Genomic DNA, 13,728 nt, shown 5'->3' on the forward strand with positions numbered 1-13,728 from the left:
TGACTAATCCTCCGGTTGCGTTGCGCCTGTCAGGAAGGGGTGCAGGTCTTCCGCGTACATAACTTCTTTTTGCTCCAGGGCGGCGGCCAGGCGCTCGAGCCTGTCGCGGTGTTCGATCAGGCGCTCGCGCGCGGCGGTGGCGGCTTGCTCCAGCCAACGGCGCACGGGGGCGGCGTGCTCGGCACGGGAGGCGCCCTCCGCCGCCGGCAGGGCGGCATGGAGTCCGCCGATGCTGAGCAGCCCCCAGTCCGGGTCCATGCCCCAGTGCAGCACCGCTTGGGCGGCCATGGCGGTCGCGCGCTTGAGGTCATCGGCACAGCCGGCGGAGATGCGCCCGTCGCCGAGCACTAGCTGCTCGGCCAGGCGCCCGGCCAGCAGCACCTGGATGCGCTTGAAGACGCTGTCGCGGTTCGGTGAGTGGGCGGCTTCGTCGGGCGCCTGTTCCATGTGACCCAGTGCCCGGCCGCGCGGCAGGATGGTCAGCACCACCACGGATTCCTCCGGGAAGCACAGGTGTTGCATCAGGGCATGGCCGGACTCATGCACGGCGACGGCGCGGCGGGCTGTTTCGGTCAGCACCACGCGCTCGCTGGCCAGACCCATGCGCAGGATGCTGAGGGCTTCCTCGAGGTCGGTCTGGCGGATTTGCTCGGCCGCGCGCCGCAGCGCGGACATGGCGGCCTCGCGACAGACTTGGGCGATGTCCGCGCCGCTCATGCCACTGCTGCGGCGCACCAGGCGTTGGACATCGATGTCGGCGGCAGTGGCGCGCGGTGGGAGCCGCAGCTTGAACAAGTGCGCGCGGGCCTCGGCGTCGGGATTGGGCACCTCGATTTCCAGGTCGAAACGCCCGGGGCGGGTCAGCGCCGGGTCGAGCACGTCGGGGCGGTTGGTGGCGGCGAGCACGAAGATGGGGCGGTCGGTGTCGTCGAAGCCATCGAGCTGGGTGAGCAGCTCATTGATGGGGCCGGCGTGCGCCGCGCGTTGCGAAGCGCCCGCGCGGCTTGCCCCGATGCTGTCGATCTCGTCGATGAACAGCAGCGCGGGGGCATAGCGGCGGGCGCGCTCGAACAGCTCGCGCAGTTGGCGTTCCGACTCGCCGACCCATTTGCTGAGGATCTCGGTGCCGGCGATGGAGAGAAAGGGCACATCGGCCTCGCCGGCCAGGGCGCGGGCCAGGCTGGTCTTGCCGGTGCCGGGCGGGCCGGTGAGCAGGATGCCGCGCGGCGGGCGGATGCCGAAGGCCTTGAGCGGGGTTGGATCGCGCAGCCAGCCGACCACGTCGCGCAGGCGCTGCTTGGCTTGCGCGGCGCCGGCGATGTCGGCAAAGCGGGCGCCCGGGCGCTCGACCCAGCCGAGGCGGTCGCGGTCCATGGCGGCAACGGCGGTGACTTCGCGCACACCGCCAAGCCGGAGGGCGATGGTGCCATCGGTGACGGTGAGATCGGGGGGCGCGAGATCGAAATGCAGCACCTGCAAGCGCCGCTGGTAGTGACGAAAGAGCTTGTGGCGGCGAATTTCGTCGCCGATCTCGCTCAGGCGCGTCGCGACCAGATCGCGCGCCGAGACGGGCTGGCCGGCGTGCGCGTCCGCCGCGGAGGCGCCCTTGGACAGCACGCCGCGGGCGCCGCCCTCCACCGAGATGCGCTCGACCAGCTCGCTGCCGAGACCGCGCCGGTCGAGCTGCTCGGTCACCAGATAGACGGGCACTTCCGGATGGTGGGCGCGCAGCCATTGCAGCAGCCGCATGCTTTGGGAGACATCGCCGCCATCGGCCCCGGAGCCCAGATGCAGGTCGAGCAGCACCAGGTCGGCGTTGGCCTGACGCAGCGCCTGCTCGGCCTCGGCGTGGTCGCGTGCCTTGGTGATCCGCCAGGCGTCGTCGATGGGAATTTGCCAAGGATCATCCTCGATCAGCAGCAGCTTGACCGGGGCGGCGAGGATGGCGCGGATCTGGGGCGGAATCGCCACGGGGTCTGGCGGGCGCAGCGCGACGAAGGTGGCGGCCGGGGGCAGGCTGTCGGTGACCAGGTTGGCGAGCAGGTCGCGAATGGCGCCGGTGAGAAAGCCGCGCAGGCCGCTGGTGAGGCGGCGGGCATCGCCGCCGACGCCATAGCGCAGCACGAAGAGCGTGAGCACCAGCGGATCGGCGATGCGCAGGCGCATGCCGGAGGCGGCTTCGAGCCGCGCGGAGACCTCCTGCACCGTGGCCCGGGCAATGCGCTCGAGCGCGAGCCCGTCGAGGTGGCGAAACAGCACCGCGGTGCCCTTGCCCAGGCGCGAGAGCAGCTCGGGCGAGAGGCCCTTGTGGTCCCCAGCGCGCTGGTCGGCGGCGACTTCCCGCCCGAGGGCGTCCAGAATAGTGTCGGACAGCGCCAGGCTATCGCCCAGGATACCGGCGCGGTTGGGCCGCTCGTAAAGCTCGCGGCCCAGGTTGGTGGTGAAGATGAGCACCGCGCGGGAGAAGTCGATGGTCTCCTTGCGGTGGTTCTCGTACAGGTGGCCGGCATCGAGAATCTGCAGGAAGAGGTTCTGGGTGTTGGGGTGCGCCTTTTCGACTTCGTCGATCAGGATGACGCCTTCCGGGTGGTCCTTGACGAATCCGGTCAGCAGCCCGCCCTGGGCGCCGTGGTAGACCGGATTGAAGCCAATGAGCTGCTCGTGCGACTGATGGTTGGCGTAGGCGGACATGTCCAGCCTGAGCAGGGGGCTGGCCGGGGATTCCGCCTTGGGCTCGGTTTGGGTTGGCGCCTGCGGCGGGGCTTGGCCGAGCTGCGCGGCGAGCGTTTCCGCGAGAAAGGTCTTGCCCACGCCCGGCGGCCCCGCGAATGTGAGCACCATGCGCGGGCCGTTACTGTCGTCCTCGCCGCGCGGCGGCACCAGCAGGCTGGCAAAGAGCGCCTCGCACACCGCCTCGACGGCTTGCTCCTGGCCGAGAACACGCCCCGCCAAGGCCGAACGGAATGCTGAGACCCGCTCGGACGCGGCTTTCAGCGCATCCCAGCGGCCGCCGCTCGCCATGCGCTGCTGGCGGGTGGGATCGAACAGCCAGTGCTTCCAGTCCGGGTCGTCGTCCAGTTCCTCGATTAGCCGCTCCAGGAGCGGCTTGGCGGACAGCTCCCGATACCGCGCCATGAGGTCGCCAACCAGCGCCTTGAGCCGCGGCGACAGGGGCAGTTGCTGGTCAGTGATGGGCTGGGAAACGCGCGCGAGGCGCTCGCGCAAGTCTGGCGCGAAGCGCGACGGGTCAAGTGGATAGTCGGAGGCGAGAAGCTCGCTAATCAGTTCGCGCCCAGCGTCCGCTTTGAGGGCGCCCAGCATGAGGTGCGGCAGGTCGAGCACCGACTCCCGCCTGTCCGTGGCATGGGCCTTGGCCCAGGCAATCAGGTTGGCGGAGAGGTCATCGAGCTTTGTCGCGGTTGTCGCCAAGACACACACCTTGCACTGCGAAATTCGTGTTCAGCGAGGATACCCCATGTGCATTACCGAGGGCAAAATTCAGGATGGCCCGATGCAGCCCCGATCACATTGATGAACCGAGCGCGAAAGCTATTCACCGTCTGCTAGCTCCGTCAGGGTCGGGGTTGCGATACTAGCCAGGATCTTTAGCGCCGGAACCGGTCAACGCAACTTCGTTCATTCCAGGCTTCTCCCATGCGCAATATCATCCGTGCCCAGATGCAGCTTGGCGAGTGTGACATCTCCGCCATCGCGTTCGACTGCTTCTCCCGCGACGACATCCTGCGACTGCTCCGGGGTCTGCGGCACATCTACACCACCGAACCCCTGCGCGAAGCCGTCTTCGCCATCCTCGCCGATGTGCTGCCGGTGCGCGCCGATGGGGAAGCGTTCGTCAGTGCCGACACCGGCCGTCCCGGTATGTCCCAATGGCGAATCTTGGTGCTGGGCACCTTGCGCCAAGGGCTAAACGCCGACTACGACCGCGTGCAAGAGTTCGCCAATCAGCACCGCCTGGTGCGCCAGATGCTCGGTCACAGCGACTGGTCCGATGAGGATCGCTACAGCCTTCAGACCCTCAAAGACAACCTGCGCCTGTTCACCCCGGAGGTTCTCGAACGGATCAATCAATGCCGGTGTCGTCAAGGCGGGACACGACCTTGTCAAACCCCATCCTGACGCCCCGTTGGAAGCGCGCTGCGATTCCTTTGTCGTCGAGACCGACGTGCATTTCCCCACCGACATCGATCTGCTTCAGGATGCCGTACGCAAGGCCATCGAGACCTCGGCTTCCTTCTGTGCAGACCATGGCCTGAGCGACTGGCGCCAGAGTGCCTACAATATCCGTTGCCTGAAAAAGGCCTATCGGCTCGTGCAGCAACGCAAGCGTTCCACCTCCAAAGATGAAGACAAGCGCGCTGCGGGTGAAGAGGACATCCATGCCGCCTATGGTGTTTACCTCAATCTCGCCGAGCAGTTCCTCGCGCGCGCCAGAGACACCCGCTACAAGCTCGTGATATTTCACTATGTCCCGGTCGAACTCGGCGTGCGCGTGGCCATCAGCGAGGATCAGTTCGGCTTCATCCTCCACCATCGGGTGATGTTCGGCGAAACCGACGATCAGGTCGCCGTGCCCATCGCCACCCGTTTGAGCGCCTGCTACCCGCGCATCAAAAGCCTCAGTCCCGACAAAGGCTTCCACAGTCCCAGCAACCAAAAGCAGCTCGCCGAGGTCATCGACTTTCCGGTGCTGCCCAAGAAATGCAAGTGCAACGCCGCCGAGCTTGAACGCGAACAGGATCCCGAATTCCGCCGACGCAAACGCCAGCACTCGGCGGTCGAATCCGCGATCAACGCCCTCGAAGCGCACGGCCTTGATCGCTGTCCTGACCATGGTGAAGACGGCCTCGAGCGCTACCTTGCCCTTGCAGTCCTCGGACGCAACATCCATCGCCTGGGCGCCATCCTGATCGCCCGTGACGCAGAGGCTGAACGCCGCCGCAGGCGACAGCGACAAAAACGCGCCGCCTGAGCAGATTGAACGGGGCACTTCCAGGCGATCCCAGGGGGTGGTCTATCTCGATTTCTCGGTTTTTAAGAATCATTCTCAATAATGGACTCAAGACCACCTTCGACGCCGAAATAGCCATTCACCAAACGTGATTTGCCCCGCCGAGTCCGGCTTGGATTGGCGAAAAAATCGAGTTTTCGGTCGGGCACTATTTATCTTTGCTGCCCGCTTTCATTCCGGCTTTTAGGCCTTCCTGGTAAGGTGTGGACCCTGCTGGTGTGGTCGGTGCAGCCGGACAGGTCGGGACAGCTACATCATTTCGACCACGACCGGCTTTGTAACCAGCCTTATAGCCCTCACAATATTCTTGCGCATTACCGAATGCGCCAGTAGCGAGCCCCAAGGTCAATAAACCTACAGCCATTGTTAAACGTTTCATACTGCCTCCTTCGGTGGTTTTGGATGAATGCAACAGTACAAGTGGACGCAAGAGAATGGCGGTCAGGCATGCCAGACAAGTTCTGCCTATCACCGAAAAGTAGAGATTCCGGCTGCTGTTCAGCAGTCAAAGGCTGATCTGCGCGAATTGGAACTTGGATGTTTTGCAGCCTATTCTCCGTAGAGATTTGTGATGAGAAGATCGGCGAGCTCCACATTGGTTTCTTCGGGGTCTAGTTCTGGGTATAGCTCAGGCACCCAAGAAATCATGAAGAACTGATCGCCCTTGAGAACCAGCATTCTCATCTGGGTTTTTCCTCCTGCCTTGACCTCCCCCATCAGGGCGGAATCCCAATTCGGGCCGTCTATTTCTTTTGTATCTGCAAGGTAGCCTGCGGCTGTATCGTATGCCTGCCGCCCCCCGGTAACATTTGCACTGAATTTCACTTGGCTGTATGGGGTGCCGGGCAAATTGTAACTGCCTGCAGGTCTTCCTGATGACGCACTGGAGGAGGCTTCCGGGAATGACCGGAAACCGGGTGTTTTCATGATTGCTTCAACTTCCTCTGCAGAGACGGCGTCCGATATTCCCCATCCGTCGGGAAGCAAGATGCCGCCTTCAGCCTGTGGAGATTCTTTTTCCTGCGCCGCAGCGGAGCTATCGGCTGTTTCAGTTGCCGGGGCTGCTTCTTCTCCGCTAACGCCGAAGGCAAGAACCGGGATGATGGCAAGTAGTGCAATAAATAGTTTCATGATTTTCCGTCCATTTAGTGAGAAAACACGGTGGATGAACTGACGCAGTGCGAAAAGATAAAATAAAACGTAACGAGTATCAAGTCCGCACCTCGCCGCGACGGCAAATCCGCGGCTTTCGATGCGTCCGCGCTTCGTGCAATTGCGGCCGTCACCAGAGGCGGCACCAATGCGCTCGCTCGTCATGTCCACATAGGCCAAGCCCAATTAAGCTCACAGCTTCAGGAGGCGGTACGAAACCCCTTCACCAACTGCTTCAGGGCGTCGGCATAGCCATTGAGCTGTTTGGCATGATCCAAGGTTTTTTCGGACATTTGCCGAGTCTGGTAGGACCCGTCTGACAAGGACGCCAGGGTTTTATTGATGTCCTCGGCGACGACCTCCTGCTGGTGGGCGGAAGCGGCAATGTCCGTGTTGTGCTGGTTGATTGTAGACACCGAGCCCAGTATGGCGCTCAGCGTCTGGGCCAACTCGCTGACCTGATCGGCATTGTCGGCCGCACTGGCACTGCTGTTTTCCATGACAGTCCTCGCCTGAGCGGCATTGCTCTGCAGGGTGGAGATCATCCGGTTGATCTCCTCGGTGGAACTTTGGGTGCGGCTGGCAAGAGAGCGCACTTCGTCCGCCACCACTGCAAAGCCCCGTCCCTGCTCCCCGGCCCTGGCAGCCTCAATGGCGGCATTGAGGGCCAGCAGGTTGGTTTGCTCGGCAATGTTCTGAATGACCTCCAGCACCTGCCCGATGCCATCACTGGCTTGACCCAGCTCACCCAGCACCCCCTGAGCGCCGACAAGGTTGTCGGCCTGCTGGCGAATTTCCACCAGAGTCCCTTCGAGCATGCGACCGCCCTGGGCACCCTGCTGATCGGTCTCGGCGGTGAGCTTGGCCACATCCCCGATCCGGCTGGCCACCTCGGCGATGGAGTGACTCATCTGGTGGATCGCTGTGGCCGCCAGATCGGTGCTCTCTTGCTGTTCACTCAGAGCGCCGTCGGTTTGGCCAGCGATGGCCGACAGGGACTGGGCCGAGTCAGCCAAGGTAGCGGCCATGTGCTTGACCTCCCGCACCGTCTCGTGGACCTGATCGAGCAGGCGATCAAAGCCCCTGGACATCAACGCCAGCTCGTCGTTGCCCTTGGCGTTAAGGCGCAGGGTCAGGTCGCCGTCTCCCTCCGTGATGGCCTTGATGCGCTCATGGACAACATTGAGGGGATGGGTCACCAGGCGCCTGAGCAGCAGCTGTATCACCACTAGGAAGAGGATGCCGCCACCGGCAAAGAGACCAAGCAGAACGAGGCTGCGCTGCCAGATAATGGCGGCCACTTCATCATTGTCGACAGCGGTCACGATCTCATAGCCCCAGGGCGTGAAAGGAGTCTTGGTCAAGGTCCAGTGGTCACCCTTGCCGGCGATGGCTTGCAAAACAGTTTCCTCGCTCTGGTGCTCGGAGTTAAAGCGCACTCGACCCAGATTGTCCACCAGCGCCACAAAGCCATTCTCCATCACCTGGCTCTCGACGATATAGCTGGCCAGCACATCCAGATCGGCTTTGTACCCCACGTACCAGATACCGATGACCTGGCCTTGATTGTCGCGCATGGGCTCATAGCCGGTCAGGTAGGGAGAGCCGAGGATATCCACCAGGCCATAGAAGGCCTGGCCCTGTCGGATGGCAGCCATGGCGGCCCCTTGGGGCGCAAGCAAAGTACCCGTGGCCCGCTGCCCCTGGGTTTTAACATTGGTGGACACCCGCACAAAGTCGCTACCCGCCTTGACAAAAAGGGTGGCGGTACCACCCATCTTGCGGGTGAGTTCATCCACCAGTTGGAACTGGTTGGCCTGGGGCGCATCCCCCAGCCACAACTGAGGCACCTGGCGATCTTTAACCTGGACCTGTTCGCCAATAGACGGGACACCAAGGGCCGCGCCCATGTCTTTGAGTTCGGCCATGCTGTGGCGAACCTGCTCCAGCATCAGTTGGTCGGTGATGCTCAGGATGCGGACGGTCTGAGCGGTTGCCTGAGCCGCTTCGGCCACGGCGGCTGTCATGGCTTGATTCCGAGTTTGGATCACGCTGAGAACGCTCAGCACAACAACGAAACTGATCAAGAGGATCAGGATGGCGAGGGTAAACTTGCGGGCAATAGTCATCGGCAAAACTCCAGGCATTCGTATTTATCTCCGCCAGCATTCCGCCGACGGGAAAAAACCAAAGGCCCAAAACTGCCAAGGCCACGAGATAAAAAAACCTTAACGAGGACTGAAAGATCGGTCAAGACCCAGCGCCGATCCATTAATCTCGGGGCCATGACAAATACCACCATCGCCGCCATTAGCGCTGGAGTTGATCTGTTGCTTGACGACCAGCAAAATGGTCGCCTTGGCAGGGTAAACAATCTTTGACTCCACCCGAGAAGTCATCCCGATGCAAGCCGGCTATCTCATCGTCGAAACCCGAGTTGATCGACCTGGATTTGTCAGGATTCATGGCACCGACCATCAACCAAGCCTGCCCACCGGGCCGACCCAGGAACCTGACCTCCCCCGGATCTGCTATGTCGCATCCTTCGCGAGCCTGGATGTCGCCCTGATGCACGCTCATACCGCCCTGCGCCGATGCACCATCGACGTCGAGGCGGGCCTTTATCAGACCGATCCGGTGACCGCGATCGCGGCAGTCGACGCCATCGATCTCGACCACCGCCCCGTCTATCTAAATCCGGACCTGGCCGCCGATCCGAAACTCTCCGCCGAAACCGAGCGAAGGCGCCAACGCCGGCGCCGAATCAACCGCTTCTTCAATGGAGTTGGCGTCGCCGCCATCATCCTGCTGCTGCTCAAGCTCTTTCTTGGCATTTAATCGAGTGCTTTGGCGGATCAGGCGTCTGCCGTGTGGAGCCTAAGATGACGCGGCCTGTGCACCGAGGCACGAGTGGATATCCTTAGCAGACTGCCCCAGGTCAGGGGGAAAAGGAGCTCCCTTGGGCGCTGCCACCTGGAGAGAAAGGCGCGCCGCTAGCTTCGATCTCCCCGTGCAGGGTCCAAGGACCTGTAATCTCAGGTGACCGAACGATGGACTGGTTGTCGCTCAAGTTGACCTCGATGTGCTCGCAGAGGGCGCCTTGAGGGCAGTTGGAGTCGTCGACGCAAGCCCCATCCCCGCAGTCTCCCCAGGTAAAGCGGGTGTGCACCTTTCCTGCTCGATCCGCCAAAGTCAGGCCGTCTCCGCCCCCCTTGAGTCCGAGCTTCCCCCTGGCGGTCCACTGGACCCAGGCACCATGGAAGTCGCCAGTGGGGACACCCCCTCCAAAAACGACCACCGCCTCTCCCGGCTTAAGGGTATCTCCCAACGGGAAGCGGTGGCGCGCGGGGTTGGCGTTATCCCCCAGGGTCCAGCCGCGAAGGCAGATGGGCTTTTCACCTCGATTGATCAGCTCAATAAACTCGTCATCTTTCTCCACCCTCAGCCCGTCTCCGTTCGCGTCGCCAACGGTCAGATTGAACTCATCCTTTGGTGGGTCGGCAAGGATCTCGTTGATGACAAGGCCAGTGGCCTCGCTGGCAGGGGTCGATTCGCAAGGCACCTTGTCCCAAGGGGAAAAAAGATACCAGGCGCCCACGCCAATCATTCCAGTGCTGCTGTGGGCGACGCCGTGGATGATATCCCTTTTCCAACGCAACGGGGCGCCCAAGGCTAGAGCCTCTTCCTGGGCCAGATCAAAGTAGAAGTTTCCCCTCGCGAGGCGATAAAGCCCTTGGGCGTTTGCCTCGTCGGTGTCTCGGACGAGCTCATCTTCCGAGGAGAGCGAGAGGTCTTGATCCCCAAGGAGCACTACCAGCTCTTTCCCGAAGGAGTCCTTCAGCTGATTTTTTGTGAAGGGGCTACCCTGAAGCCCATAGGGGAAAAAGAAGTTCGGGTCGCCCCCCTCTCCTTTACTTGGGAGGGTGTACCAGCCGGCGTTAGCCGCCACTGCGCGAATCACTCGGGCGTCGCTGCGAAAGGTCACCAAGCGATGCGTAAACTGGGCACCAGCACTGTGGCCGAAGATGCGGTAGCCGCACTGAGGGCTGCCCAAGAGGATCTTGACTGCTTCGAAGAGGTGCTCAACTTCGGCATAGAGGTACGCATCGGGCTCTCTCCACTTCTTGGCGTCGTAGTCCCCTCCCCTTACTCTCTTGTCGCCGACCAGGGTGGTGAAATTGCGGTAGAGATTTTTTGGAAACTCCGGCGCGATGACCATCCCGTCGACGCGCTCAGCGAAGGGGCTGAGGTAGTCCCTCACTCTTGAGGCGCCGCGACTCGCGCCGTGAATTCCGAAGAGAATCGGACCGGTGCCGTCCCAGCCCGAGCTCCGGTAGGTATATGCGTCCAGCTCGTTCCCGTCTCTCGCGACGAAGCGGATCTTCCCAGTTCGGGGCATGAGCAGCCCGCTGGAATCGATCAACTCCGAGGGGTAGGGATCAACGATCTCACAATAGGAGGCGGGCCCTGTCGAGACCTCGTACTCTGTGAGACCAGGCGCTGCGGCGGCGACACCCAGGGTGATGACGAAGACTCCAAAGACCAGAAACCAAAAAAACTTGGCGCTCATTCTTCAACATCCTCTACTTACTTGAACAGGGACTCTGCCGCCTGCCTGAGATGATCGCTATCCTGCGTGTCGTTTGGGCTCCGGGCAGCGGTGGGCTTTAGCGCGGGATCGAAATGCTCGCAGAAGTTGGCGCGGGCCTTGTCGGTGATCGACTCGGCCAGTGGCTCCAGACAGTCATTGGGGCGACCGCGCTGATAGAGCCGGCAGTTACGGCAAGCGCGCGTGGCCTTGCCACAGCTCAGGCAGTGATTCTCGCGCCCATAGTCGGCGCGCGTTAGATCAGTGCCGCAATGCCAGCAATGGCCGATGATGTCGGGTTTCATGATGACCTCGCCTGTCGGATTTATGCCACTGCACGCCTGCCGAGCGGAGCCTAAGGTTACGCGGCCTGTGCGTTGAGGCCGGAGTGAATGTTTTCGAGGGTTTGGAAGATCCCTTCCACCACCCTGCCCTGGAGCACCTTGTCCACCCATACCATTACCCATAACTATCCCTGACGCTGCGGTAAGCCTCCAGCGCCATGACAAAATCGGGGATGCGCTGCAACCCAATCCAGAGCGTCTTCGGTCCCGGGAACCCATCGGATTTGCGGTTGAGAAAGCCGCCCAGGGAGGCGACCATGCGCACCATGGTATCGAGCGAGGGCGGCTGCTCGGGTGGCGCTTGTTTCTGGGTGACCAGATAGACCGCCTTCCATTCCTCCTCGGCAAAGACCGCATCGCAAGGCAACTCCGGGCACTCGCGCCCGAGCATGGTCAGGTACAGCACCCGCCACGCGATGATCATGTACAAAGCGAGCGCCGGCTCCAGGCGCTCGCGCGTCTCGAGCTGCAGCTCCTCAATGCGGCAGCCACTTTTTAAGATCCGGAAAAAAATTTCCACTTGCCACCTGCAAAGATACCAGGAGAGCGTCTCGATGGCCTCTTGGGCGCTCTGCACCGCCAGATTGGTCAGCAACAGCCAGTTGAGTGGCTCCTCGCCGGCGGGCGGATTGACCTCGGTGGCCAGCAAAGCCGTGACCGTGACATCGGGCAAGGTGCGATCCGGGCGCCAGGGTGCCTTCAGGGTCACGCGCACCACCTTGATCTCCTGCGTGACCTGGCGTGCTTTGGCCCCCTTGGTGGCGGGACGCTCGAAGGTGATCTCGGTGAGCACCGGGGCGGCGTCCAGGGCCTCATTGAGCTTTCTGCCATCGGCCAAGCAGCGGTCGCGATGCTGCACCCGTACCAGCCAATCGGCGCTGTTCTCGGGGATGGGCGCTTCAACAAACAGGTCGTAGATGTCGCCCTCGCGATCGGCAACATAGGTCAAGCGCGTGTCGCTCAGTTCCTCGGCCAGCGCATTGACGCGCGCGTAGCCATCGACCCAGCGCACGCTTTCTTTCTCCTCCAGTGGGCGGCGCGAGTCTTTGTCCTTGCCCAGGCTACCGGGCTCGCGCACAAAAGTGTGCAAATCCAGCAGCCCCAGCGCGAGGCGCTCGGGCGTGACCGCCAAGGTGGGATGGATGTACATCCCATAGCGGCTCTCAAAGTTCAGTGGCCCAAGACCGACAATGCCTTTTTTGGTTGTATAGTCCAGCTCGCTGGTATCTTGGATACACAGCACCCGCGGATGCTCGCGCAGACGTTCTTCGGTACAAGCAAAATGGGGTGCGAGGATCTGCTCGGCGGTGACCGTGGGATGATCGAAAAAGCGATAGGCGGCCCGGGTCTCATACCAACCGTTGCAAGCCCCGGGAATACTTTGTGTCGGCTTGGCGCCGAGGGTTTCAAGCACCTGTTGGGCGCGATGATTCAGGCGCTTGTCGCCCAGAGAGATGTCCTGCAGTTCAGAGGCCAGCGCGATCATGCCACCACCCCCAGGGCGGCGCGGAAGTCCGCCGCCAGCGGGTAGACATAGATCGCCTTGCGCGGCAGCGCGGCCCGATGGGTGCGGTCGCACTTGCCGCGTCCGGTGGTTTCGCCCAAGTCGTGCCAGTTGGCGGCACGGTAACAGGTCCCGGCAAAGCGTGGGGTCTCGACAAAGGTCTCCAGCAGCACCAGACGCTCGCCATAGCGGGCGGGAAAGTCGACACTGACTTGCCGCGCGGCCAAGGACAGCACCTTGGAGGCGAGGTGTTTGACCTGCACCCAGGGCAGGATGAGGAAGCGGGCGTTGTTGAGCACCCGTCCCAGGTGTGCTTGGCGCTGCGCGGGCGTCCAGCCAATCCAGCGGTCGCGGGCAGCGACTTTCCAGGCCGCCGCGCCAAAGCCGATGGCGCCGAGCAGACCGCCATCCCACTGGATCAGGTAGCGCAGCTGCGCACCGGGCAGGGGACTGTAGCCGAGGTAGTGGTAGCGTTCGATCAGGCCGTTCCATAATTGCGAGGCCCTTCGATCATCAACGCGCGCCAGGCGCAAGCCGCTGAGCGCGCGCAGCGGGACGGACACTGGGATCGGTTCGGGCCGGGACTCGGGGCGCGGGACGAAGCGCCGCCCATTGCCATTGCCGCAGGTCGGTGGCGGCAGCACAATGAGCCCGGCACGATGCAACCGCAGCAGTCCCACCCGGGCACTCATGAGCTTGGGGCGGCCTTGGATATCGGTCCACTCCAGCGCGCGACACACCCGCCGCGCAATCTCCGCGCGCAGCGGCGGCTGCGCCAGCGCGATCTCCTGGCGAAGGCGCGCTAAGTCGGTCTCGTTGAAAGGGCGCCCACATAAACGGCTTGGAATGGCTTGGTCCATGGTCTCCCGTCCCCTTGCTGAAGATGAAAGGGCATCTCAGCAGAACTCGGGAGCTGTGTCCAGCCCCGGACGACGCTGGGGCGGGGAGATATGGGTAATGGTATGCTTGTCCACCCTGTCCTTGTTAAACAGCCAACTATTGATTGCTGCTGCGTTGACATTGTCGGGGAGCTGATCCGGGTCCAGTTCGTCGCTCCAGTCGAGGTTCTCCCACGCGGTGCGCCTCGTCGATGATCACCAGATCGAAATGC

At 62.5% G+C, this 13,728-nt stretch carries 9 protein-coding genes and 1 pseudogene; 2 read left to right on the forward strand and 8 right to left on the reverse strand.

The features are described from left to right. Positions 1-3: 3 nt before the first annotated feature. On the reverse strand, positions 4-3,429 hold the full coding sequence (locus tag Thiofri_RS14800; RefSeq protein WP_009146971.1) for an AAA family ATPase: 3,426 nt from the start codon (positions 3,427-3,429) through the stop codon (positions 4-6). Between the two features lie 225 nt (positions 3,430-3,654). Here Thiofri_RS14800 and Thiofri_RS14805 point away from each other — a divergent pair. Continuing rightward, a pseudogene (locus Thiofri_RS14805) lies at positions 3,655-4,990 on the forward strand (ISNCY family transposase). A 187-nt stretch (positions 4,991-5,177) separates the two neighbouring features. Here Thiofri_RS14805 and Thiofri_RS14810 read toward each other — a convergent pair. The 3 genes from Thiofri_RS14810 to Thiofri_RS14820 all read right to left on the reverse strand — a co-directional run bounded on the left by Thiofri_RS14810 (position 5,178) and on the right by Thiofri_RS14820 (position 8,310). Continuing rightward, a complete protein-coding gene (locus Thiofri_RS14810; RefSeq protein ID WP_009146968.1) occupies positions 5,178-5,408 on the reverse strand; it encodes a hypothetical protein in 231 nt (76 codons plus the stop codon). A 170-nt stretch (positions 5,409-5,578) separates the two neighbouring features. Next, positions 5,579-6,346: a hypothetical protein gene (locus tag Thiofri_RS14815; protein WP_040854533.1), complete on the reverse strand. Its 768-nt coding sequence runs from the start codon at positions 6,344-6,346 to the stop codon at positions 5,579-5,581. Between the two features lie 35 nt (positions 6,347-6,381). Further along, positions 6,382-8,310, reverse strand: a complete 1,929-nt coding sequence (locus Thiofri_RS14820) for a methyl-accepting chemotaxis protein (RefSeq protein WP_009146966.1) — start codon at positions 8,308-8,310, stop codon at positions 6,382-6,384. 274 nt (positions 8,311-8,584) lie between these two features. Here Thiofri_RS14820 and Thiofri_RS14825 point away from each other — a divergent pair, with 274 nt between their 5' ends. Next, positions 8,585-9,019 carry a hypothetical protein gene (locus tag Thiofri_RS14825; protein WP_009146965.1) on the forward strand — a complete coding sequence of 145 codons (435 nt, stop codon included), beginning with the start codon at positions 8,585-8,587 and terminating at the stop codon, positions 9,017-9,019. A gap of 100 nt (positions 9,020-9,119) precedes the next feature. Here Thiofri_RS14825 and Thiofri_RS14830 read toward each other — a convergent pair whose 3' ends face one another. The 4 genes from Thiofri_RS14830 to Thiofri_RS14845 all read right to left on the reverse strand — a co-directional run bounded on the left by Thiofri_RS14830 (position 9,120) and on the right by Thiofri_RS14845 (position 13,477). Next, complete coding sequence (locus tag Thiofri_RS14830; protein WP_009146964.1) at positions 9,120-10,751, reverse strand: lamin tail domain-containing protein; 1,632 nt, start codon at positions 10,749-10,751, stop codon at positions 9,120-9,122. Between the two features lie 17 nt (positions 10,752-10,768). Next, positions 10,769-11,074: a hypothetical protein gene (locus Thiofri_RS14835; RefSeq protein WP_009146963.1), complete on the reverse strand. Its 306-nt coding sequence runs from the start codon at positions 11,072-11,074 to the stop codon at positions 10,769-10,771. A 154-nt stretch (positions 11,075-11,228) separates the two neighbouring features. Further along, on the reverse strand, positions 11,229-12,599 hold the full coding sequence (locus tag Thiofri_RS14840) for an IS4 family transposase (protein ID WP_009147165.1): 1,371 nt from the start codon (positions 12,597-12,599) through the stop codon (positions 11,229-11,231). Then, entirely contained in the window at positions 12,596-13,477 is an 882-nt protein-coding gene (locus Thiofri_RS14845; protein WP_009147164.1) for a DUF4338 domain-containing protein, read from the reverse strand. The genes Thiofri_RS14840 and Thiofri_RS14845 overlap by 4 nt, the downstream gene beginning before the upstream one ends. Between the last annotated feature and the right edge of the window lie 251 nt (positions 13,478-13,728).

Origin of the sequence: Thiorhodovibrio frisius (assembly GCF_033954835.1) — a bacterium.
GTDB lineage: Bacteria > Pseudomonadota > Gammaproteobacteria > Chromatiales > Chromatiaceae > Thiorhodovibrio > Thiorhodovibrio frisius.

Coding starts and splice junctions, on each gene's coding strand:
- Thiofri_RS14810 (WP_009146968.1), bottom strand. CDS start 5,408: ATGAAACGTTTAACAATGGCTGTAGGTTTATTGACCTTGGGGCTCGCT.
- Thiofri_RS14815 (WP_040854533.1), bottom strand. CDS start 6,346: ATGACGAGCGAGCGCATTGGTGCCGCCTCTGGTGACGGCCGCAATTGC.
- Thiofri_RS14820 (WP_009146966.1), bottom strand. CDS start 8,310: ATGACTATTGCCCGCAAGTTTACCCTCGCCATCCTGATCCTCTTGATC.
- Thiofri_RS14825 (WP_009146965.1), top strand. CDS start 8,585: ATGCAAGCCGGCTATCTCATCGTCGAAACCCGAGTTGATCGACCTGGA.
- Thiofri_RS14830 (WP_009146964.1), bottom strand. CDS start 10,751: ATGAGCGCCAAGTTTTTTTGGTTTCTGGTCTTTGGAGTCTTCGTCATC.
- Thiofri_RS14835 (WP_009146963.1), bottom strand. CDS start 11,074: ATGAAACCCGACATCATCGGCCATTGCTGGCATTGCGGCACTGATCTA.
- Thiofri_RS14840 (WP_009147165.1), bottom strand. CDS start 12,599: ATGATCGCGCTGGCCTCTGAACTGCAGGACATCTCTCTGGGCGACAAG.
- Thiofri_RS14845 (WP_009147164.1), bottom strand. CDS start 13,477: ATGGACCAAGCCATTCCAAGCCGTTTATGTGGGCGCCCTTTCAACGAG.